The sequence below is a fragment of the Mycobacterium numidiamassiliense genome (genome assembly GCF_900157365.1).
Classification (GTDB): domain Bacteria; phylum Actinomycetota; class Actinomycetes; order Mycobacteriales; family Mycobacteriaceae; genus Mycobacterium; species Mycobacterium numidiamassiliense.
In genome coordinates this window covers 2,839,865-2,861,224 of the sequence record NZ_FUEZ01000004.1, presented here as the reverse complement: position 1 = coordinate 2,861,224, position 21,360 = coordinate 2,839,865, and the positions used below count along the sequence as shown (strand labels likewise).

The 21,360-nt window shown below is 67.6% G+C and carries 19 protein-coding genes and 2 pseudogenes; 11 read left to right on the top strand and 10 right to left on the bottom strand.

From position 1 onward, the window contains the following. Positions 1–106: 106 nt before the first annotated feature. Positions 107–352, bottom strand: a complete 246-nt coding sequence (locus MNAB215_RS22005; protein WP_077080685.1) for a hypothetical protein — start codon at positions 350–352, stop codon at positions 107–109. Between the two features lie 132 nt (positions 353–484). Between MNAB215_RS22005 and MNAB215_RS22000 the strand changes: the two are divergent. Beyond that, a pseudogene (locus MNAB215_RS22000) lies at positions 485–2,326 on the top strand (DEDD exonuclease domain-containing protein); the annotation flags it as partial. On the opposite strand, the gene trpD reads toward MNAB215_RS22000, so the two are convergent. After that, positions 2,264–3,361, bottom strand: coding sequence for an anthranilate phosphoribosyltransferase (trpD, locus tag MNAB215_RS30050; protein WP_245830376.1), 1,098 nt, complete (start codon positions 3,359–3,361; stop codon positions 2,264–2,266). The pseudogene MNAB215_RS22000 and the gene trpD overlap by 63 nt on opposite strands. A 127-nt stretch (positions 3,362–3,488) precedes the next feature. On the opposite strand from trpD, the gene ctaE reads away from it, so the two are divergent. From ctaE to qcrB, 4 genes are read left to right on the top strand one after another with little or no spacing between them, the layout of a single operon-like run. Then, positions 3,489–4,100: an aa3-type cytochrome oxidase subunit III gene (gene ctaE / locus MNAB215_RS21990; protein ID WP_077080683.1), complete on the top strand. Its 612-nt coding sequence runs from the start codon at positions 3,489–3,491 to the stop codon at positions 4,098–4,100. A 29-nt stretch (positions 4,101–4,129) separates the two neighbouring features. After that, positions 4,130–4,999: a cytochrome bc1 complex diheme cytochrome c subunit gene (gene qcrC, locus MNAB215_RS21985; protein ID WP_077080682.1), complete on the top strand. Its 870-nt coding sequence runs from the start codon at positions 4,130–4,132 to the stop codon at positions 4,997–4,999. Next, a complete protein-coding gene (gene qcrA / locus MNAB215_RS21980; protein WP_077082221.1) occupies positions 4,996–6,174 on the top strand; it encodes a cytochrome bc1 complex Rieske iron-sulfur subunit in 1,179 nt (392 codons plus the stop codon). Before qcrC ends, qcrA begins: the two co-directional genes overlap by 4 nt. After that, on the top strand, positions 6,171–7,841 hold the full coding sequence (gene qcrB / locus MNAB215_RS21975; RefSeq protein ID WP_077080681.1) for a cytochrome bc1 complex cytochrome b subunit: 1,671 nt from the start codon (positions 6,171–6,173) through the stop codon (positions 7,839–7,841). The genes qcrA and qcrB overlap by 4 nt, the downstream gene beginning before the upstream one ends. A 139-nt stretch (positions 7,842–7,980) precedes the next feature. Here qcrB and MNAB215_RS21970 read toward each other — a convergent pair whose 3' ends face one another. From MNAB215_RS21970 to ctaC, 4 genes and pseudogenes are all read right to left on the bottom strand, one after another. Continuing rightward, positions 7,981–8,625, bottom strand: a complete 645-nt coding sequence (locus MNAB215_RS21970; RefSeq protein WP_077080680.1) for a DUF2561 family protein — start codon at positions 8,623–8,625, stop codon at positions 7,981–7,983. Beyond that, positions 8,625–9,463, bottom strand: a pseudogene (locus MNAB215_RS21965) (MmpS family transport accessory protein). Before MNAB215_RS21965 ends, MNAB215_RS21970 begins: the two are co-directional and overlap by 1 nt. A 176-nt stretch (positions 9,464–9,639) precedes the next feature. After that, entirely contained in the window at positions 9,640–10,059 is a 420-nt protein-coding gene (locus MNAB215_RS21960) for a cytochrome c oxidase subunit 4 (RefSeq protein ID WP_077080679.1), read from the bottom strand. A gap of 8 nt (positions 10,060–10,067) precedes the next feature. Next, complete coding sequence (gene ctaC / locus MNAB215_RS21955; RefSeq protein WP_077080678.1) at positions 10,068–11,168, bottom strand: aa3-type cytochrome oxidase subunit II; 1,101 nt, start codon at positions 11,166–11,168, stop codon at positions 10,068–10,070. A 155-nt stretch (positions 11,169–11,323) separates the two neighbouring features. On the opposite strand from ctaC, the gene asnB reads away from it, so the two are divergent. Further along, positions 11,324–13,288 (top strand): asparagine synthase (glutamine-hydrolyzing), encoded by a 1,965-nt coding sequence (asnB, locus tag MNAB215_RS21950; RefSeq protein WP_077080677.1) that lies wholly within the window; start codon positions 11,324–11,326, stop codon positions 13,286–13,288. 141 nt (positions 13,289–13,429) lie between these two features. On the opposite strand, the gene MNAB215_RS21945 is transcribed toward asnB, so the two are convergent. Continuing rightward, on the bottom strand, positions 13,430–14,404 hold the full coding sequence (locus MNAB215_RS21945) for a carbohydrate kinase family protein (protein WP_077080676.1): 975 nt from the start codon (positions 14,402–14,404) through the stop codon (positions 13,430–13,432). Between the two features lie 182 nt (positions 14,405–14,586). Between MNAB215_RS21945 and MNAB215_RS21940 the strand changes: the two genes are divergently transcribed. Further along, positions 14,587–15,216, top strand: a complete 630-nt coding sequence (locus MNAB215_RS21940) for an Rv0361 family membrane protein (protein WP_077080675.1) — start codon at positions 14,587–14,589, stop codon at positions 15,214–15,216. 24 nt (positions 15,217–15,240) lie between these two features. On the opposite strand, the gene MNAB215_RS21935 is transcribed toward MNAB215_RS21940, so the two are convergent. Together MNAB215_RS21935 and MNAB215_RS21930 are read right to left on the bottom strand one after the other, a co-directional pair. Beyond that, positions 15,241–15,597 (bottom strand): iron-sulfur cluster assembly accessory protein, encoded by a 357-nt coding sequence (locus MNAB215_RS21935; RefSeq protein WP_077080674.1) that lies wholly within the window; start codon positions 15,595–15,597, stop codon positions 15,241–15,243. A gap of 73 nt (positions 15,598–15,670) precedes the next feature. Beyond that, positions 15,671–16,747, bottom strand: coding sequence for a glycerate kinase family protein (locus MNAB215_RS21930; RefSeq protein ID WP_077082220.1), 1,077 nt, complete (start codon positions 16,745–16,747; stop codon positions 15,671–15,673). A 231-nt stretch (positions 16,748–16,978) separates the two neighbouring features. Here MNAB215_RS21930 and MNAB215_RS21925 point away from each other — a divergent pair, with 231 nt between their 5' ends. From MNAB215_RS21925 to MNAB215_RS21910, 4 genes are read left to right on the top strand one after another with little or no spacing between them, the layout of a single operon-like run. Next, positions 16,979–17,605, top strand: coding sequence for a DUF3043 domain-containing protein (locus tag MNAB215_RS21925; RefSeq protein WP_245830463.1), 627 nt, complete (start codon positions 16,979–16,981; stop codon positions 17,603–17,605). A 27-nt stretch (positions 17,606–17,632) separates the two neighbouring features. Next, positions 17,633–18,169, top strand: a complete 537-nt coding sequence (locus MNAB215_RS21920) for a bifunctional adenosylcobinamide kinase/adenosylcobinamide-phosphate guanylyltransferase (protein ID WP_077080672.1) — start codon at positions 17,633–17,635, stop codon at positions 18,167–18,169. Beyond that, positions 18,169–19,239, top strand: coding sequence for a nicotinate-nucleotide--dimethylbenzimidazole phosphoribosyltransferase (gene cobT / locus MNAB215_RS21915; protein ID WP_077080671.1), 1,071 nt, complete (start codon positions 18,169–18,171; stop codon positions 19,237–19,239). Before MNAB215_RS21920 ends, cobT begins: the two co-directional genes overlap by 1 nt. After that, a complete protein-coding gene (locus tag MNAB215_RS21910) occupies positions 19,236–19,994 on the top strand; it encodes an adenosylcobinamide-GDP ribazoletransferase (protein ID WP_077080670.1) in 759 nt (252 codons plus the stop codon). The genes cobT and MNAB215_RS21910 overlap by 4 nt, the downstream gene beginning before the upstream one ends. Before the next feature lie 229 nt (positions 19,995–20,223). Here the strand turns inward: MNAB215_RS21910 and MNAB215_RS21905 are convergent, their stop codons facing one another. Continuing rightward, positions 20,224–21,330 carry a branched-chain amino acid aminotransferase gene (locus tag MNAB215_RS21905; protein WP_077080669.1) on the bottom strand — a complete coding sequence of 369 codons (1,107 nt, stop codon included), beginning with the start codon at positions 21,328–21,330 and terminating at the stop codon, positions 20,224–20,226. Positions 21,331–21,360: the final 30 nt, after the last annotated feature.

Genomic DNA, 21,360 nt, shown 5'->3' with positions numbered 1-21,360 from the left:
GCGTTTGTCCAAACCAGGCCGTTAAGAAAATGGCAAGATTTCTGTCATAACTATGTGAATCTTGATCGATTAACGGGGTGGTCAGCGGTTATGGCACTTAGAGCCATTAAGCGGCACCCGACCCGGGATGACGATGTAGCGGCACCAGACGCAGCTTAGGCGCCAATCCGACCTCAGCGAGGACTTCCAGCGCGGCCCGTTCGTCCTGCAGCAAAGTCTCGGGCACCCCAAGCAGCACGCTGATGACGCAGTCTTGGCAGCCCGTTCCGCGGGCCGCGCAGTCTTCGCAGTCGATGACCACCGGCGCGCCCGGCGGGCCGCCCTTGTTGTCGGGCCTACTGCTGTGTGCCATCACGATCGATCCTCTCGACGTCGCTTGGTCGTGCTGCCCGAACGCTAACCGCGGGTACCGACAACTTTTCGCGGCAGCGACCCCGGCGTGGGAACCCCGCGGCTGTCGGTGCGGGTGCTTAACGTCACGCCCATGGGTGTGACGGGTGTGACTCAGCTGAGTTTCGCCGACCTGGGGCCGGGCGGGGACCCCGCCGCCTTTCCCACCGACGACGTCTCGTTGCGCGAAACCACATTCGTCGTCGTCGATTTGGAAACGACCGGCGGGCGCGCTAGGAGTACCGACGGCAGACCCGCCGACGCCATCACCGAGATCGGAGCGGTCAAGGTCCGGGGCGGTGTCGTCCTTGGCGAGTTCGCCACCCTGGTCGACCCGCAGCGCAGCATCCCGCCGCAGATCGTGCAGCTGACGGGCATCACCGGCGCAATGGTGTGCGATGCCCCGACGATCGACGGCGTGCTGCCGATGTTCATGGAGTTCGCCGGTGATGCGGTGTTGGTCGCCCACAACGCCGGATTCGACATCGGTTTTCTGCGGGCCGCCGCCGAGCGCTGCGAAATCGGCTGGCCCCGACCGCAGGTGCTGTGCACGGTCCGGCTGGCCCGACGGGTGCTGAGCCGCGAGGAAGCCCCGAGCGTGCGACTGGCCGCCCTGGCGGGGCTGTTCGCCGTCGCGGCCCAACCCACCCACCGCGCCCTCGACGATGCGCGGGCCACCGTCGACGTATTGCACGCGCTCATCGAGCGCGTCGGTAACCGGGGCGTGCACACCTACGCCGATCTGCGCTGCTATCTGCCCGACGTGACGCCGACCCAGCGGCGCAAGCGGGTGCTCGCGGACGGCCTGCCACACCGGCCGGGCGTCTACCTGTTCCGCGGGCCGTCGCGCGAGGTGCTGTACGTGGGGACCGCCGTCGACCTGCGCCGCCGGGTCAGCCAATACTTCAACGGCACCGACCCTCGCGGCAGGATGAAGGAGATGGTCGCGCTGGCCAGCGCGATCGACCACGTCGAGTGCGCCCACGCGCTCGAGGCCGGGGTGCGCGAACTGCGCCTGCTGGCCGCCCATGCCCCGCCCTACAACCGCCGGTCGCGGTTCCCGCAGCGCTGGTGGTGGATTGCGTTGTCCGACGAGGCATTTCCCCGCCTGTCGGTGGTGCGCTCGCCACGCCACGACCGCGCCATCGGCCCGTTTCGCTCCCGCGCCGACGCCTCCGATACCGCCGCCCTGCTGGCCCGGTTTACCGGGCTCCGCACCTGCACCACCCGGCTGGCGCGTTCGGCCCTGCACGGGCCGGCCTGCCCCGAGCGCGAGGTGTCGCCCTGCCCCGCCGCCCGCGACGTGACGGCCACCCAGTACGCCGCGGCGGTGGGCCGGGCCGCGGCCTTGATTGACGGCCAGGACAACGACGCGCTGGGCGCGGCGATTTGTCGGGTGAGCGCACTCGCCGAACAATGTCGCTACGAAAGCGCCGCGCGATTGCGCGACCACACGGCCACCGCCGTCGAGGCCCTGTGGCGCGCCCAGCGCCTGCGCACGCTGGCCATGCTGCCCGAGCTGATCGCCGCCGCCCCCGACGGCGGCGGTGGCTACCACCTCGCCGTGATCCGCCACGGCCAACTCGCCGCCGCGGGAGCCGCCAGACGCGGTGTCCCGCCGATGCCGGTCGTCGACGCGATTCACGCTGGCGCACAAGTCATCCTGCCCGAGCCGGCCCCACTGGGCGGGGCTCTGGTCGAGGAGACCGCGCTCATCGCGCGCTGGCTGGCCACTCCCGGGGTGCGCATCGTGCGGACATCGGAGGGCTGGGCCTCGCCGCTGCGATCGGCCGGAGTGTGGGCGGCATGGGCGGCAGCGGCGCGTTCGGCGCGGCTGGCCTCGCAACAGGATCGGGCCGTCGGGGAAAGGGACTCAGACCTGCTGGCTGAACCGCACCCAACGCGCGAGCAGCTGTTCGGCCGCCCCGGAGTCGACGGCCGCGCTGGCACGGGCCAACCCGTCCTCCCACGCAGGCAGCCACTCGGCGCGGCTGGATAGCCCGGCGTGGGCGACCAGAGCGCCGGCCGCGTTGAGCACAACGGCGTCGCGCACCGGCCCTTTAGCGCCGGCGAACACGGCCCGCGCTTCGGCGGCGTTGGCCTGCGCGTCGCCGCCGACCAACTCGTCAAGATCAGCGCGGTCGAACCCGAAGCCGGCGGGATCGAAGGTCAGCTTGTCCACCGTGCCCGCCTGCACACGCCAGATCGTGCTGGTGGTGGTCGTGGTCAATTCGTCGAGTCCGTCGTCGCCGTGCACCACCAGCACGCTGGCGCGGCGCGCGGCGAATACCCCGGCCATCACCTCGGCGAGGTTGGCGAACGCGCAGCCGATCAGACCGGCCCGCGGCGAGGCCGGATTGGTAAGCGGTCCAAGGAGATTGAAGACCGTCGGCACCCCGATCTCGCGGCGCACCGCTGAGGCGTGCCGGTACGACGGGTGAAAGACCGGCGCGAAACAGAACCCGATCCCGACCTCGGTCAGGCTGCGCGCGACCTGCTCGGGCCCGAGGTCGATGCGCACCCCGAGCGCCTCCAGGGTGTCCGCGCCGCCGGACAGCGAGGACGACGCCCGGTTGCCGTGCTTGACCACCGGCACACCCGCGGCCGCGGCGACGATGGCCGCCATGGTGGACAGGTTGACGGTGTTGACGCCGTCGCCGCCGGTGCCCACGATGTCCACGGTGTCGCCGGAGAGCCCGGGTATGGGGCACGCGTGGCTGAGCATGACGTCGGCCAGCTCACCGACTTCGGCCGCGGTGGGCACCTTCATCTTCATCGCCACCGCGAACGCGGCGATCTGAGCCGGCCGGGCGTTGCCGGTCATGATCTGTTCCATGGCCCAGGCCGCCTGGCCCCTGGCCAGGTTCTGGCCCTCCGTCAAGCGACCCAGCACCTGGGGCCATGACGATGCGGCCCCGGACGATTGCCGGGGCGACGCCCCCACCGAAGACGCCTCAGATGATGCGGCCACGCGCCGATGGTCCCACGACGATCGACCGCCACCCAAGCGTCGTCACGGCCGGGCCGAAAACGACGCGCCCAAGCGAATTTCCGCCCCGGGTAGAGTTCGACAACTACAAAGCGTCATACTTGCGGATGTGACGAGTGCTGTTGGGACCTCGGGGACCGCGATCACCTCGCGAGTGCATTCGCTGAATCGGCCCAATATGGTCGCCGTCGGCACCATAGTGTGGCTTTCCAGCGAGCTCATGTTCTTTGCTGGCCTGTTTGCGTTCTACTTCACGGCGCGAGCTCAGGCCGGCGGGAACTGGCCCCCGCCGCCGACCGAGCTGAATCTCTACCAAGCCGTTCCGGTGACGCTGGTGTTGATCGCCTCGTCGTTCACCTGCCAGATGGGCGTGTTCGCCGCCGAGCGCGGCGACGTGTTCGGGCTGCGCCGCTGGTACGTGATCACGTTCTTGATGGGCCTGTTCTTCATCCTCGGTCAGGCCTACGAGTACTTCCACCTCGCGACGCACGGCACCACCATTGCCGGAAGCGCGTACGGCACTGTCTTCTATCTGGCCACCGGTTTCCACGGGCTCCACGTCACCGGCGGTCTGATCGCCTTCATTTTCCTGCTGGCCCGGACCACGATGAGCAAGTTCACTCCCGCTCAGGCAACGGCAAGCATCGTCGTCTCCTATTACTGGCATTTCGTCGACATCGTGTGGATCGCGCTTTTCGCCGTGATCTATTTCATCCGGTGAACCGGCGCTAGACGAAGAGGAGTGCTCGGTTGAAGAAACTGGGGTTCACCCGATCCCATGGCCGCAAGCCGCCAGGTCAGCCGCGAAAAGAGCGGGCCCCCCGCTCGCGGCGGCGGTTGCGCCGGCGCTTGTCCGGCGGGCTGCTGCTGCTGATCGCGCTGACCATCGCCGGCGGTATGGCCGCCGTGCTGACCCCCACCCCGCAGGTGGCCGTCGCCGACGAGAACTCCTCGGCGCTGCTGCGCAACGGCAAGCAACTCTTCGAAACCTCGTGTGTCTCCTGCCACGGCGCCAACCTGCAGGGTGTACCCGACCACGGCCCGAGCCTGATCGGTGTCGGCGACGCGGCCGTGTACTTCCAGGTGTCCAGCGGCCGGATGCCGGCCATGCGCGGGGAAGCCCAGGCGGCGCGTAAAGACCCGATCTTCGACGAGTCGCAGGTCGACGCGATCGGCGCCTACGTGCAGGCCAACGGCGGCGGCCCCACGGTGGTGCGCAACCCCGACGGCAGCCTCGCGATGCGATCGCTGCGCGGCGACGACGTGGCCCGCGGCGGCGACCTGTTCCGGCTCAACTGCGCTTCGTGCCACAACTTCACCGGCAAGGGCGGGGCGCTGTCGTCCGGTAAATACGCCCCCGACCTCGAGCCCGCTAATGAGCAGCAAATCCTCACCGCGATGCTGACCGGCCCGCAGAACATGCCGAAGTTCTCGAACCGCCAGCTTTCCTTCGAGGCCAAGAAGGACATCATCGCGTACGTCAAGACCGCCACCGAGGCGCGCCAGCCGGGTGGCTATGGCCTGGGTGGATTTGGACCCGCACCCGAGGGCATGGCGATGTGGATCATCGGGATGGTCACCGCCATCGGGTTGGCACTGTGGATTGGGGCGCGATCATGAGCGACGCGAAGACGGGGCCGGCCGGCGAGCCGGACGAGGCGACGCTGGCCGGGATGTCGCAGCAGGAACTGCTCGATCTGGGCGGCAAGATCGACGGCGTCGAGACGGTCTTCAAGGAACCGCGCTGGCCGGTCGAGGGCACCAAGGCCGAAAAGCGCGCGGAGCGCGGCGTGGCGCTGTGGCTTTTGCTGGGTGGCTTCTTCGGCCTGGCGCTGCTGCTGGTCTTCTTGTTCTGGCCGTGGGAGTACAAGCCGCTCGAGGCCGAGGGCAACCTCCTGTACACCCTCACTACCCCGCTGTACGGCGTGACGTTCGGCCTGTCCATCCTGTCGATTGCTATCGGCGCGATCCTCTTCCAGAAAAGGTTTATCCCAGAGGAAATTTCGATCCAGGAACGTCATGACGGCGCCTCGCGCGAGATCGACCGCAAGACGGTCGTGGCGAACCTGGGCGACGCTTATCAGAGTTCGACGATCGGGCGCCGCAAGTTGATCGGAGCGTCACTCGGCGTGGGTCTGGGCGCGTTCGGCCTGTCCACCTTGGTGGCGTTTGCCGGCGGCCTGATCAAAAACCCATGGAAGCCGGTGGTGCCCACCGCCGATGGCTTGAAAGCGGTGCTCTGGACGTCTGGCTGGACGCCCCGCTATCACGGCGAGACGATCTATCTCGCGCGGGCTACCGGCGCGAGCGACTCGGCGCCGTTTACCAAGCTGCGCCCAGAGGACCTCGACGCCGGCGGAATGGAGACGGTCTTCCCGTGGCGGGAGTCCGACGGCGACGGCACCACCGTGGAGTCACACGAGAAGCTGGCAACGATCAAGATGGGTGTCCGTAACCCGGTGATGCTGATTCGCATCCGGCCCAGCGATATGCCCCGAGTCGTCAAGCGCCAGGGCCAGGAGAGCTTCAACTGGGGCGAGTTCTTCGCCTTCACCAAGGTGTGCTCGCACTTGGGTTGCCCGTCATCGCTGTTCGAAGAGCAGTCCTACCGAATCTTGTGCCCTTGTCACCAGTCGCAGTTCGACGCATTGCATTTCGCCAAGCCGATATTCGGTCCGGCGGCCCGTGCGTTGGCGCAACTGCCGATCACGATCGACTCCAACGGGTATCTGGTTGCCAACGGCGACTTCATCGAGCCCGTCGGACCGGCATTCTGGGAGCGCACCACAACATGAGCCCGAAACTCAGTCCCCCGAAAATCGGTGATGTCCTGGCCCGCCAAGGCGAGGACATCGACACCCGCTATCACCCGTCGGCGGCAGTGCGCCGACAACTGAACAAGGTCTTCCCGACGCACTGGTCGTTTTTGCTCGGCGAGATCGCGATGTACAGCTTCATCGTGCTGCTGCTCACCGGGGTGTACCTGACGCTGTTTTTCGACCCGTCCATGACAGAGGTCACCTACAACGGCGTCTACCAGCCGCTGCGCGGGATCGAGATGTCACGGGCCTACCAATCGACGCTCGACATCACTTTCGAAGTGCGGGGCGGCCTGTTCGTCCGCCAGATCCACCACTGGGCGGCGCTGATGTTCGCTGCGTCGATCATGGTTCACCTGGCGCGTGTCTTCTTCACCGGCGCCTTCCGGCGCCCGCGTGAGGCGAACTGGCTCATCGGTTCGCTGCTGTTGATCCTGGCCATGTTCGAGGGGTACTTCGGTTACTCGCTGCCCGACGACCTGCTCTCGGGGACCGGTCTGCGGGCAGCGTTAGCGTCGATCACGCTGGGCATGCCGGTGATCGGCACCTGGCTGCACTGGTTGCTGTTCGGTGGCGACTTCCCCGGCACCATCATCATCCCGCGCCTGTACGCCCTGCACATCCTGCTGATTCCGGGGATCATCCTGGCGCTGATCGGTATTCACCTGGCATTGGTGTGGTTCCAGAAACACACGCAGTTTCCCGGCCCGGGACGCACCGAGCACAACGTCGTCGGCGTGCGGGTGATGCCGGTGTTCGCGGTCAAGTCCGGCGCGTTCTTCGCCGCCATCGTGGGAGTGCTGGCGCTGATGGGCGGCCTGCTGCAGATCAACCCGATCTGGCAGTTCGGCCCGTACAAACCGTCGCAGATATCGGCGGGCAGCCAGCCCGACTTCTACATGATGTGGCCCGACGGCCTGGCCCGGCTTTGGCCACCGTGGGAGTTCTACTTCTGGCACCACACCATTCCCGCCTCGGTCTGGGTGGCGTTGCTGATGGGCCTGATTTTCACCCTGCTCATCGTCTACCCCTTCCTGGAGAAGCGGTTCAGCGGCGACCGCGCACACCACAACCTGCTGCAGCGGCCGCGGGATGTCCCGGTGCGCACCGCGATCGGCGCGATGGCGATCACGTTCTACATGGTGCTCACCCTGGCGTCGATCAACGACATCATCGCGCTGAAGTTCCAGATCTCGCTCAACGCGACGACGTGGATCGGCCGCATCGGGATGGTGATCCTTCCGCCGCTGATCTACTTCATCACGTATCGGTGGTGCATCAGCCTGCAGCGCAGCGACCGGGCGATCCTCGAGCATGGTGTCGAGACGGGCATCATCAAGCGGCTGCCGCAGGGTGCCTACATCGAGCTACACCAACCGCTCGGCCCGGTCGACGACCACGGGCACCCGATACCGCTGGAGTATCAAGGCGCTCCCGTGCCGAACAAGATGAACAAACTGGGCTCGGCCGGAAGTCCGGGTGCCGGTAGCTTCTTGTTCGCCGATCCGGCGTCCGAGGATGCGGCATTGCGCGAGGCGGCGCATCACCACGAGCAGCTTGCCCTCACGGCGCTGCGCGAGCACCAAGACGGCTCCAACGGGTCGTCGAACGGCTCATCGAACGGCGAGCACGGCGACCACTAGGCCCCGCCAGCGCACTGGCCCCGCCGGGGGCTAAGGCGCCGTATGCCGCCGGTCAGATCCGCGCCAAAGCGCGCTTCGTGCCGGGGCTACGGCGCCGTGCGTTGCCGGTCAAAACCGTGCCAACCGCGTCAGAGCCGGGCTAGGGCGTGCCGATCAGCTGACGTAGCTGCCGCACCTGAAACCACTCGGCCACGGGCATGGCCGCGGTGATGAGCCCGGCGATGCCGTAGCCAACCCACGACGGTCCGTCGTGCCCGACGGCCATCGAGTAGGTCGCTGCGGCGACCGCGATCAGAGCGGCGCCCATCGTTGCGGTCAGAATTACGGTGCCGCGCAACCAGACCCGGTCCACCTCGGCACCGGACCAGACCGCCGTCGACTCCCCCGCCTGCGCCCTGGGCTCGCGGGCACGCTCGGCCACGGTGCGCGCGGTGGGCGAGCCAGGCCGCAGCAAGGGCCTGCCGGTCCCCCGCGCCGGCGTGCTCGCCGGCCGGGCTTCCGTGTCGGGCTGAGTCATCCGGCGGGCCCGCACCAGCACCGGGACGGCGCCGGCGATGATCAACGCGGACACGATGATGACCGCATACAACACCCAGGTGGTGTGCGGACTGCTGGCCGTCTTGTGAAAGCCGCGGCTCAGATCGGAAAGCGCGACGGCGGCGGCCACGCTCACGCCCAGCAGCACCAGCCAGATCGCGGCGCACGCACCCAACAGGATCCGATCGATGACGTCCGGCGGAATGGCGTCGGATCCGCGCCGGTACGCGGAATATCGGCTGACCATCAGCAGCTCGTCTGCGGTGCGTCGTTGTTGTTCGACGACAACACCGTTCCGTCACTGGTGGTGATCGAGCAGTTGAGCCTGCTCAGCCGGAAGAGGCTGGACGCCTGGACCGAGCCGACGTCGGATGTCGAAATCGGCGTCACGGTCATCGACCACGGGATGTAGACGTTGTGTTGGGTGCGTGACCGCCCCGAGGCATCGACGTAGGTCACCGAGATGATGTCGCCCGGCGCTTTGGTCCCGGTCACCGAATACGTCACCTGTCGCGGACCGGCCGGCGTCGTGCTGGTGGCGGGCGGCGGGGCCGCGACAGGTGACGTATTCGGTGACCGGGACCGGGTGGGGGCTTCGTGGTGGTGATCTCGTCCTGCAGGGGCGGCTGCGACGGCGTGGTGGTGCCGGGGTTGGCCAGCTTGCTGGTGTCGGTCCCAGCGACCAGCAGGGAAACCGAAACGACCAGCGCGATCGCGGCCACGATCGCCGCGACGCCGACCACCCAGGGCCACCGCGGAGCCGACTCTTCGTCATCGTCGTCGGCTGACTCGTCGTAGGCGTCGTAGTCGTAGAGACTCAAATCGGCCGGTACGTATGGGCCGCTGAGGAAATGCTCGGACTCGGGTGCCGAGTAGGCCCGGGAATACGCATCCAGGTCGCCGGTGTGGTCGCCAGCTATTTCCGCATTCTCGTCGAGCGGTTCAACGTCGTCGGGATCGATCTCGTCGTCGTGCTCGCCGGCCGGTTGCACATCGTCGCGGGCATCTGCGGCGGATTCGCGGTGGGCCTCGCTCGCAGGATCGGGTTCTTCAGATTCCCGTCCCGGGGGTTTCGGCCCGCTCATGTCTGCCTGCCCTGTCCGACTGCATCACCGGCGCGCGGGGCTACTCGGCTATCTCGTAGCGCGCACGCTCGTCTCATTGCCTGGGCAAACCCTACCGAACCGAGTAACGCAAAGAAGTCTCGGCAAAGGTGCCGCGGATCAACTGATGCCCGGATTGTTATCTTTGCGCCGCAAAATCAGTGCTTCTCGGGACCGAGGTAGTACTCGAACACCAATCCGGCGGCCGAGGAGAGAATGAACACCACCCCGGCGACGATCAACCACGGCAGCCAGAGCGCTATACCGACCGCGGTCACCGAGCCGGACAGTGCCACCAGAATCGGCCACCAGCTGTGCGGGGCGAAGAATCCCAGTTCCCCTGCCCCATCACTGATTTCAGCGCCCTCGTAGTCTTCGGGCCGAGTGTCGAGACGGCGGGCTACAAATCGGAAAAAGGTCGCCGTAATCAGCGCCAAGCCGCCGGTCAAGACCAGCGCAGTGGTGCCTGCCCATTCCTCACCACCGGTAGCGAAAAGTGCGGTCAGCACCCCGTAAAGCACCGCGGCGAAAACGAAAAAGGCGGCGATGAACTCGAACAGCCTCGCTTCGATATGCATTGCGTGTCCTAACCTACGGGTTGGGTCTTTTCGCCGCGGCGAGTGTCAAACGGGTGGGTGGTCACCGCTAACGGGGGCTGGGCGATCGCCTGCAACGCTTCGGCGTTCGTTTTTCCTTCGATGCGTTGCTGCAGGTAGGCCTTGAAGTCGTTGGCCGACACCACCCGAACCTCGAAATTCATCATCGAGTGATACGTGCCGCACATCTCGGCGCAGTGCCCGACGAAAGCCCCGGTCTTCTGGATCTCCTCGACCTGGAAGACGTTGACGGAGTTGTTTTCCTTCGGGTGGGGCATTACGTCGCGCTTGAACAAGAATTCCGGCACCCAGAATGCGTGGATGACGTCGGCGGAATTCAAAACGAATTCGATGCGCTTACCGGCGGGCAGCACCAGCACCGGAATTTCGGTGCTGGTTCCCAGGGTTTCGACCTTGTCGAAGTTCAGGTAGGTCCGGTCCTCGGTGTTGAGCCCGCGAATCGGCCCAACCCGCTCCTCGCCGTGCTCATCCTTGCCTTCCGGCTTGGAGACCATCGCCTTCTTGCGCGCCGCGTCGGCGCCGTCGTACGTCAGGGTGCCGTCTTTGAAATTGACGCGCTGATAGCCGAACTTCCAGTTCCACTGGAAAGACGTGACGTCGATCACGACGTCGGGATCCTTGGCCAGGTGCAGCATCTTCTCCTGCACCACGACGGTGAAGTAGAACAGCACCGAGATCACCAGGAACGGCACGACGGTCAGCACCAGTTCCAGCGGCATGTTATAGCCGAATTGGCGCGGCAGCTCGGTATCGGTCGCCTTCTTGCGGTGGAAGGCCGCCGACCAGAACATCAGGCCCCACACGATGACACCGACGACCAGGGCCGCGATCACCGACCCGATCCACAGCTCCCGGTTGACGTGGGCCTGCGGCGTGATGCCCTCTGGCCAGCCCAGGCCCGCCACTTCCGACCAACTGCAGCCGCTCAGGCTTACCGCCAGCACCCCCAGCGTCGCGGCCACCGCCAGCGGACGCCTGCGACGGCAAATACCGCGGGCAACGCCTGGAAGAAGGTGCTGAAACCTAGCCTGCGACAAACGGTGCGAACGGAACTGCTCGCGAGGTGTCACGCTGGCGCCTCCTGCTCGAATGTCGAATACTACGCAGCGTAGACCACGCCGCTCGGCCCGGCGACCAAACCCCGACCGGCCAGTCGGTGTGGCCGCCGCGACCTGGGCGGTGCGGCGTCCCCAAGCACCGCCAAAGTGCGGCATACTGGGGCGCCGTGTGTGGACTGCTGGCGTTCGTGGCCGATCCGGCCGCCCTCGATGAGGACACGGCCGGCGCCGGCTCGCTGAGCACCGACGACACCATTACCCGCGCGCTGCGGCTGATGCGTCACCGCGGGCCCGACGAGCCCGGTGGGCTCTTCGACCCGAACGCCGACGGGGCCGTCGTGTTCGGCTTCAATCGCCTGTCCTTCATCGACATCGCGCATTCGCATCAGCCGCTGCGCTGGGGACCGCCGGAGTCCCCCGACCGCTATGTGCTGGTGTTCAACGGCGAGATCTACAACTACCTGGAGCTGCGTGCCGAATTGGCGGCCCAGCACGGCGCCGTCTTCGCCACCGACGGCGACGGCGAGGCCATCGTCGTCGGCTACCACTACTGGGGCACCGACGTACTCACGCGGCTGCGCGGCATGTTCGCCTTCGCCTTGTGGGACACCGTGACCCGCGAATTGTTCTGCGCCCGAGACCCTTTCGGCATCAAGCCGCTGTTCATGGCAACCGGATACGGCGGAACGGCGGTGGCCAGTGAGAAGAAATGCCTGCTGGACCTGGCCGACCTGATCGGCTTCGACACCTCGATCGACACTAGGGCGGTCCAGCACTACACCGTCCTGCAATACGTCCCGGAACCCGAGACGTTGCACCGCGGCGTGCGCCGGCTCGAATCGGGCTGCTACGCGCGGATCCGCGCCGGGCTGCCGCCGGAAACCACCCGCTACTTCGTGCCTCGGTTCGCCGCCGTGCCGATCACCCGCGACACGGAGCAGGCTCGCTACGACGAGATCACCGCGGTGCTCGAGGACTCGGTGGCCAAGCACATGCGCGCCGACGTCACCGTCGGGGCGTTTCTCTCCGGCGGCATCGACTCCACGGCCATCGCGGCCCTGGCCATCCGCCACAACCCGCGGCTGATCACGTTCACCACCGGTTTCGAGCGGGAGGGTTTTTCCGAGATCGACGTGGCGGTGGCCTCGGCCGAGGCGATCGGCGCCCGCCATATCACCAAGGTGGTCAGGCCCGACGAGTTCGTCGCCGCCCTGCCCGAGATCGTCTGGTACCTCGACGAACCGGTCGCCGACCCGGCGCTGGTCCCGCTGTTCTTCGTCGCGCGCGAGGCCCGCAAGCACGTCAAGGTCGTGCTGTCCGGCGAGGGGGCCGACGAACTGTTCGGTGGTTACACCATCTACCGGGAGCCGTTGTCGCTCAAGCCTTTTGACTATCTACCCGGCCCGCTGCGGCGCTCGGTGGGCAAGATGAGCAAGCCGCTGCCCGAGGGCATGCGCGGCAAGAGCCTGCTGCATCGCGGATCGCTGACGCTCGAGGAGCGCTACTACGGCAATGCGCGCAGCTTCTCCGACGCGCAATTGCGCGACGTGCTGCCCGGATTCCGCGACGAGTGGACGCACACCGATGTGACCGCGTCGGTGTACGCCGAGTCGGCGGGCTGGGATCCGGTGGCCCGCATGCAGCACGTGGACCTGTTCACCTGGCTGCGCGGCGACATCCTGGTCAAAGCCGACAAGATGACGATGGCCAACTCGCTGGAGCTCCGGGTGCCTTTCCTGGATCCCGAGGTGTTCGCCGTCGCGTCCCGGCTTCCGGTGGAGGCGAAGATCACCCGCACCACCACCAAGTACGCGCTGCGGCGCGCGCTGGAGCCCATCGTTCCGGCGCATGTGCTGCATCGGCCGAAGCTCGGGTTCCCGGTGCCGATCAGGCACTGGCTGCGCACCGGCGAACTGCAGGAGTGGGCGTATGCGACCGTCGCCGCCTCGCAGGCCGACCATCTGGTCGATCTCGACGCCGTGCGCCGGATGCTCGACGAACATCGCAACGGCACCAGCGACCACAGCCGGCGGCTGTGGACGGTGCTGATCTTCATGCTCTGGTACGCGATCTTCGTCGAGCACAGTGTGGTGCCCCAGATCAGCGAGCCGGTGTACCCGGTGCAGCTCTGACATGAAGTGACGCCGTCGAGCGTGCAGCGACGGCGTCGACCGTGAATCCCGGGCGGGAAAATCCGGGATTTTCCGCCCTCATCGCACACTCAACGCCGTGAGGTCACACTCGGCCGGATGGCTACCGCTGGACGGCCCCGCCTAGGCCAGTACCGCGGCGATCTCGGCGGCCGCATCGTCGCCGTAGGCACCGGCCAACCGGGTCTTGGCGACCGCGTGGTCCCACGACCACTCCTGCGTCCCGGTGGACTCCAGCACCAGCACGGCGACCAGCGAGCCCAGCTGCGCCGAACGCTCCAGGCTCAGGCCTGCGCTGCGTCCGGTCAAGAAACCGGCCCGGAATGCGTCGCCGACGCCGGTGGGATCGGTCTGGCTGGTCTCGGGCACCACATCGACGTGCGTGGTGGTGCCGTCGCGCTCCACGATGTCGACACCCTTGGGGCCGAGCGTCGTCACCCGCAAGTCCACCTTCCCGAGGACGTCGTCCTCCGACCACCCCGTCTTGTTGAGCAACAGCTCCCACTCGTAGTCGTTGGTGAACAGGTAGGCGGCGCCGTCGATGAGGGTGTTGATCTCGTCTCCGGACAGCCGCGGCAGCTGCTGGGAGGGGTCGGCGGCGAAGGCCAGCCCGAGTTTGCGGCACTCCTCGGTGTGCACCACCATCGCGTCGGGGTCGTTGGCGCCGATGATGACGAGGTCGGGCTTGCCGACGGAGGACACCACGTCGGCGAGCTTGATGTTGCGAGCCTCGGACATCGCGCCCGGGTAGAACGACGCGATCTGGGCCATGTCCAGGTCGGTGGTGCAGACGAAGCGTGCGGTATGCGCGGTCTGCGAGATCAGCACGTGGTCGGTGTTGACGCCGTGGGACTGCAGCCACTGGCGATAGTCGTCGAAGTCGTCACCGACCGCGCCGACGAGTGCGACGTCGCCGCCCAGCACACCGATGGCGAAGGCGATGTTGCCGGCCACGCCGCCACGATGGATCACCAGGTCGTCCACCAGGAAGCTCAGCGACACCTTCTGCAGGTGATCGGCCAGCAGGTGCTCGGAGAAGCGGCCCGGGAACCGCATCAGGTTGTCGGTCGCAATCGAACCGGTTACCGCGATCGTCACTAAATCTCCACCCTTCATTAGTAAGGACAGCTATCTTACTCACCCGCTTAGACCGTCGCCGCGTCCGCCGACGTCGCAAGCGCGTGCGCTAGCCTCCCTAGGGAACTCACTCAAGTCGCCGGGAACGAACACTCGGGCAGTACCCGCTCGTCGTCCCGTTTTACCACCGTAGGAGAACCACGATGGGCGGTCCGCACTCGCCGAACCACGCTGTCGGCGGGGACGGACCCGTGCCCTACGCCCAGCGCCAGCCGGTCGATTTCCCCCATGATCACGCTCCCGGCGATCCGGCCTTCCCGCCGCCGCCCACCGGGTACCCGAAACGACGGTCCAAGCGGCGGTTGATTGTTGGCGTGCTGCTGGCCGTCGCGCTGGTGGCCGCTCTGACAGTGGCTATCGTGTACGGGGTCCGCACCAACGGGGCCAGCGCCGGCGCCAGCCTGTCCGAGGGCGCGGCAAAGACCGCGATTCAGGGGTATTTGGACGCTCTGGAAAACCGGGACACGGACAACATCGTGCGCAACGCGCTGTGCGGTCTGTACGACGGTGTGCGCGACAAACGCTCCGACCAGGCGCTGGCCAAGCTCAGCAGCGACGCGTTCCGCAAGCAGTTTTCGCAGGTCCGGCTGACCTCGATCGACAAGATTGTCTACTTGTCGCCGTACCAGGCCCAGGCCCTGTTCACCATGGAGGTCTCGCCGCCCACCGGGGGCCCGATGCGTGGACAGGTCCAGGGCGTCGCGCAGTTGCTGTTCCAGCGCGGTGACATCCTGGTGTGCTCATACGTGCTGCGCACCGGGGGCTCGTACTAGCCCCGGGTGCTGATCAGGTCAAGATCAGTTGAACGAGTCTCCGCAGGCGCACGAGCCGGTGGCGTTCGGGTTGTCGATGGTGAAGCCCTGCTTCTCGATGGTGTCGACGAAATCGATCGACGCGCCTTCGATGTAGGGCGCGCTCATCCGGTCCACCGTCAGCTTCACGCCGCCGAAGTCGGCGACCAGGTCGCCGTCCAGCGTCCGGTCGTCGAAGAACAGGTTGTAGCGCAGCCCCGCGCACCCGCCGGGCTGGACCGCGATCCGCAGCGCCAAGTCGTCCCGGCCCTCCTGGTCGAGCAGCGACTTCGCCTTGATCGCGGCGGCCTCGGTGAGGATGGCGCCGTGGGTCGTGACGTTCGACTCGTTTTGCACCGTCATTGCTTCTCCTACATGCCTCATGGTCGGGTGAGGTTCCCGCGTGCTCGGAATCAGCCGGGTAACACCCACTGCCTTAACGGTACCTTGCTGGACCGCTATTCCCGAGTCGCGCCGCTACCTGTGACGCTAATCCCATCAGCTGGTTTGCGGCGTCGGCCTGCGCCAACCCCACCGAACCGGCGTATTCGGCCATGGACAGCGCCGACATGATGCCCGACGAGCGCACCGCGGACTTTTCCAGGCTGACCTGACCGGCCAGGACGATCACCGGAATGCCCAGCGGGCCCGCCGCCGTCGCGAGCGCGCCGACGACTTTGCCGTGCAGGGATTGCTCGTCGAAACGGCCTTCACCGGTGACGATCATGTCCGCCGTCTCGAGGTCGTCAGCCAAATTGGTGTGCTCAGCGATGATCTCTGCGCCCGACTCACACCGGCCGCCGACCGCAAACAACGCGGCGCCGATACCACCGGCCGCCGCCGCGCCCGGCTCGGAGCTCACATCCCGCCCGGCCACCGCCTCGAGTTTGAGCGCCCACGCCTCGAGCCGGACTTCCAGCGCCGCCACGGCGGCGGTATCAGCGCCCTTCTGCGGCCCGAACACCCTGGCCGCGCCCCACGGCCCCACCAGCGGATATTCGGTGTCGCAGGCCGCGATGAGCTCAACGTCGGCCAATTGCTCGCGTGCCGCCTCCAAGCCCCCGAGCACGTCGATCATTCCCTGCCCGCCGTCGGTGCAGGCGCTGCCGCCCAGACCGATCACGATGCGCCTCGCCCCGGCCCGCAGCGCCTCGGCGATCAGCTGTCCGACTCCCCTGCTGTGGGCGACCAGCGCGGTCTCCGGGGTGGGTGCACTCCCCAGCAAGGCCAAGCCGCAGGCCTGCGCACCCTCCAGGTAGGCGGTCGAGGGGCCGGGATCAAACACCCACTCGGCTTCCACCATGGTGTCCAACGGCCCGGACACCCGCAGCCGCCGTCGCTCCCCCAGCCGTTTGGCCAACACCTCGACGAAGCCCGGGCCGCCGTCGGACTGCGGGGCGACGATGAATCGATCGCCAGGACGTGAGCGGCTCCAGCCCGTCGCGATCGCGGCCGCAGCATCGACGGCGGACAGGCTGTCACCGAAGCAATCCGGGGCCACCAGGACTCGCATGGCCGGCAACTGGAGACGACCGGGCGAAAGGCCGGCGCCAGCGTCATCAGAGCCCATGGAGCCGTCGTCCATCACCAGCAGCCGTTCATCACCGTCAAGCCTAGGTGCGGTTGCGCCGCCGCATAGGGTTTCCGGGCCCATTACCAGGCGAACCGGCCGCGAAGTAACCTGGCGACTGTGAAGCTGTTGGGCCGTAGGAAATCCCAAGAAACGGGTGTGGGCGAGGTCGTCCTGGCACCCGATGACGCCCTTGCGCCGGGCGAGGCGCCTCGTCGAAAGCGCACCGACCCCAAGGGCAGGCCGACGCCCAAGCGCGGCCAGGCCCGCGGAACCGCGAAGAAAGGGCCGATCGCACCGGCGCCCATGACGGCCGCCGAGGCGCGGGCCCGGCGCAAGACGCTGGCCGGCCCCAAACTCAGCCGCGACGAGCGCCGGGAGCAACGGCTCGCCAGCCGGGCGAAGATGACCGACCGCCGCGAACGCATGATGGCCGGGGAAGAGGGGTACCTGCTGCCGCGCGATCAGGGGCCGGTGCGCCGGTATGTGCGCGACGTGGTGGATTCCCGGCGCAATTTGCTCGGCCTGTTCATGCCGTCGACCCTGACCCTGCTGTTTATGACGTTCGGTGTGCCACAGCTCCAGCTCTACTTGTCGCCCGCCATGCTGGTTCTGGTGGTGTTGATGAGTGTCGACGCCCTTGTCCTGAGCCGCAAAGTCAGCAATCTGGTCGACGCGAAGTTCCCCGATAATACCGAAAGTCGTTGGAAGCTAGGTCTTTATGCGGCTGGCCGGGCTTCGCAAATGCGCCGGATGCGCTCGCCGCGGCCCCAGGTCGAGCGCGGCAGCAGTGTCGAGTAATGCTCGCCGGAAAGCCGCCTGACACCGGTGCGCACCCTGGTGCTCGGCGGGATCAGGTCGGGCAAATCCCAGTGGGCAGAAGAAGCGATCGCCACGTCGCTACCACCCGGTGAGGCGGTCCGCTACCTGGCCTCCGGGCTCAGCGGGCACACCGACCCGGACTGGGCACAGCGGGTCGACCGGCATCGCAGCCGCCGACCCGCGCACTGGTCAACAGTCGAAACCAAAGACATCGCAACCGAATTGCGGCGGTCACCCGGCACCCCGACCCTGATCGACGACCTTGGCGGCTGGCTGAACTGCACGATGGATAGCCAGCAGGCACGGGAGAACGGTTCGGTGGCGGCGGCGGTCCAAGACATGGTGGACGCGGTCGGCGCGTTCGGGTCCACCCTGGTGCTCGTCAGCCCCGAGGTCGGGTTGACCGTGGTGCCCGCCACCGCGTCCGGACGCCGGTTCGCCGACGAACTCGGCATCCTCAACCAGCGCGTCGCGGCGGTGTGCGACCGGGTGGTGCTGGTGGTGGCCGGACAGGCGCTGTCGCTCAAACCGTCTGGAAAATAATGGAATTCACGCCAATCTCGCCACCCGACGCGGATGCCGCCGTGGCCGCCCGCGCCCGCCAGGACACCCTGACCAAACCCCGTGGTGCACTGGGCCGGCTCGAGGACTTGTCGGTCTGGGTAGCATCATGCCAAGGCCATTGCCCGCCAACGCAATTCGAGCGTGCCCGGGTGGTGGTCTTCGCCGGCGATCACGGTGTCGCCCGCTCTGGAGTATCGGCGTACCCGCCCGAAGTCACCGCGCAGATGGTGGCCAACATCGATGCGGGCGGGGCGACGATCAACGCTTTGTCCGACATCGCCGGGGCGACAGTGCGCATCGCCGACCTGTCGGTGGACGCGGACGCACTCTCGGAACGGATTGGCGCACACAAGGTGCGCCGCGGCAGCGGCGACATCGCGGTGCAGGACGCGCTGACCGACGAGGAGACCGCCGCCGCGATCGCGGCGGGCCGGCGGATCGCCGACGAAGAGGTGGACGGCGGCGCCGACCTGCTCATCGCCGGCGACATGGGGATCGGCAACACCACTGCGGCGGCGGTGCTGGTGGCCGCACTGACCAACGCCGAGCCGGTCGCGGTGGTCGGTTCCGGAACCGGAATCGACGACGCGGGCTGGGCCCGCAAGACGGCGGCGATCCGGGATGCGCTGTTCCGGGCGCGGGGCGTCCTGCCCGACCCGGTCGGACTGCTGCGCTGCTGCGGCGGCGCGGATCTGGCGGCGATGGCGGGCTTTTGCGCCCAGGCCGCGGTGCGCCGGACGCCCTTGCTGCTCGACGGCATGGCCGTCACAGCGGCCGCGCTGGTCGCGGAGCGGCTGGCCCCCGGTGCCCGGCAGTGGTGGCAGGCCGGTCACCGGTCCACCGAGCCGGGCCACACACTTGCCCTGGGGGCACTGGAATTGGACCCGATTCTGGACCTGGGCATGCGACTGGGCGAGGGCAGCGGCGCCGCGGTGGCACTGCCGGTGCTACGGGCGGCCGTGGCAGCGCTGGCGTCGACGGCGACGTTCGCCGAGGCCGGTGTCTTTACCCGGCCCGACACCGCACACCCGCCGGCCGATTCACCGTGATACGTTCGCTGGCAACGGCTTTCGCGTTCGGCACGGTCCTGCCCGCACCGGGTTCTCGCAGCGCGGCGATGGGCCGCGGCGCCATGACCGCACTGCCCGTGGTGGGCGCCGCCCTGGGGGCGTTGGCGGCGGGCATAACCTGGGGCGGCGAGCTGGCCTTCGGTGGGTCCAGCCCGCTGGCCGGACTGCTCGCAGTGGCAGCGTTGTTGCTGGCGACCCGCGGCCTGCACATCGATGGCGTCGCCGATACGGCCGACGGGCTGGGTTGCTATGGGCCACCGGCGCGTGCGCTGGCGGTGATGCGCGACGGGTCGACGGGGCCGTTCGGGGTCGCGGCCGTCGTCTCGGTGATCACGTTGCAGGGGTTGGCGTTTTCCGCGCTGGGCGCGACGGGGCTGCACGGGCTGCCCGGGATCGTGGTGGCCGTCGCCGCCGGGCGGGTGTCCGCCGTGCTGGCCTGCCGCCGTTCGCTGCCCGCGGCCGACGGCAGTGCGCTGGGTGCGCGGGTTGCCGGTAGTCAACCCGCGGCGGTGGTCGCGGGGTGGGTGGCCGCGCTGCTGGCCGGTTCGCTGGTGGCCGGGCCGCGACTGTGGCAGGGACCGGTCGCAGTGCTGCTGGGGGTGTGCTGCGCCGCGGCGCTGGTGCGACACTGCGTGCGCCGGTTCGGCGGGGTCAGCGGCGACGTGTTGGGTGCCGCAATCGAATTGACCACGACGGTCTGCGCGGTGGCGCTGGCGGCGTTGGTCCGGATCTAGCCGCAGGGCAGGATTGCGGGGGCTCTGCCCGGGACGTTGATCGGCTTCAGGTCGACGTCGGTCGCACTCGAGGCCGCGGTGCCCGGTGGCGTGCTCGGCCGAATCACCCAGAGCCACACCACAATCTGGCCGGTGATCGTCGTGCTGACCCTGGCCGTCGTCGCAGTGGCCGCGGCGCTGGGCGCGCCTGCTCGAGTCGAGGACGCGGCGCACGAGTCGGGCCGAGCCGCTACCCCAGCGGCGTCATCCAGCCGTGGGTGTCGGCGAAGGTGCCCCGCTGGATCCCAGTGAGGGTGTCGCGCAAAGCCATCGTGACCTCGCCCGGTTGGCCGTCGGCGATGGTGAAGTCGGCATCTCCGTATTTGACTCGGGCGACCGGCGTGATGACGGCGGCGGTGCCACAGGCGAACACCTCGGTGATCTCCCCAGCGGCGGCTTTCTTCTGCCACTCGTCGATGTCGATCTTGCGCTCCTCGACACTGAACCCGGCGTCGATAGCCAACTGCAGCAACGAATCCCGCGTGATCCCGGGCAGCAGTGAGCCGGATAGCTCCGGTGTAACCAGCCGCGACGTCCCACCGCTGCCGAACACGAAGAACAGGTTCATCCCGCCCATCTCTTCGATGTAGCGACGCTCTACCGCATCCAGCCAAACCACTTGGTCGCAACCGTTTTCCGCGGCTTCGGCCTGCGCCCGCAGCGACGCGGCATAGTTACCGCCGAATTTGGCCGCCCCGGTGCCACCGGGGCAGGCCCGCACGTACTCCGAAGAGACCCAGACATTGACCGGGCTGATGCCGCCCTTGAAATACCCGCCCGCCGGCGAAGCGATCAGCAGATACCGGTACTGGTTGGACGGCCGTACCCCCAGACCCGGCTCCGTCGCGAAAACGAATGGCCGAAAATACAACGCCTCTTCGCCGCCGGCGGCCGGAACCCAGGCGCTGTCGACGGCGACGAGTTGGCGCAGCGACTCGAGGAAAACCTCGTCGGGAAGTTCCGGAATCGCCAGTCGCCGGGCCGACGACCGCATTCGGGCGGCGTTGGCGTCCGGGCGAAACGACAGGATGGAGCCGTCGGCCCAGCGGTACGCCTTCAAACCCTCGAACACTTCTTGGGCGTAGTGCAACACGATTGCCGATGGGTCCAGCTGGATCGGCCCGTACGGGATGACTTGCGCGTTGTGCCAACCGCGGTCCGCGGTGTAGTCGATCGACACCATGTGGTCGGTGAAATATTTGCCGAATCCCGGGTCACGCAGAATCGATTCACGTTCGGCGTCGGTCGCCGGGTTCGACGCGCGCGAAACCGTGAACTCGAGTGAGCCGGTTGTCATGGCAGCGATTGTATCGGGGCGCGCCAACGG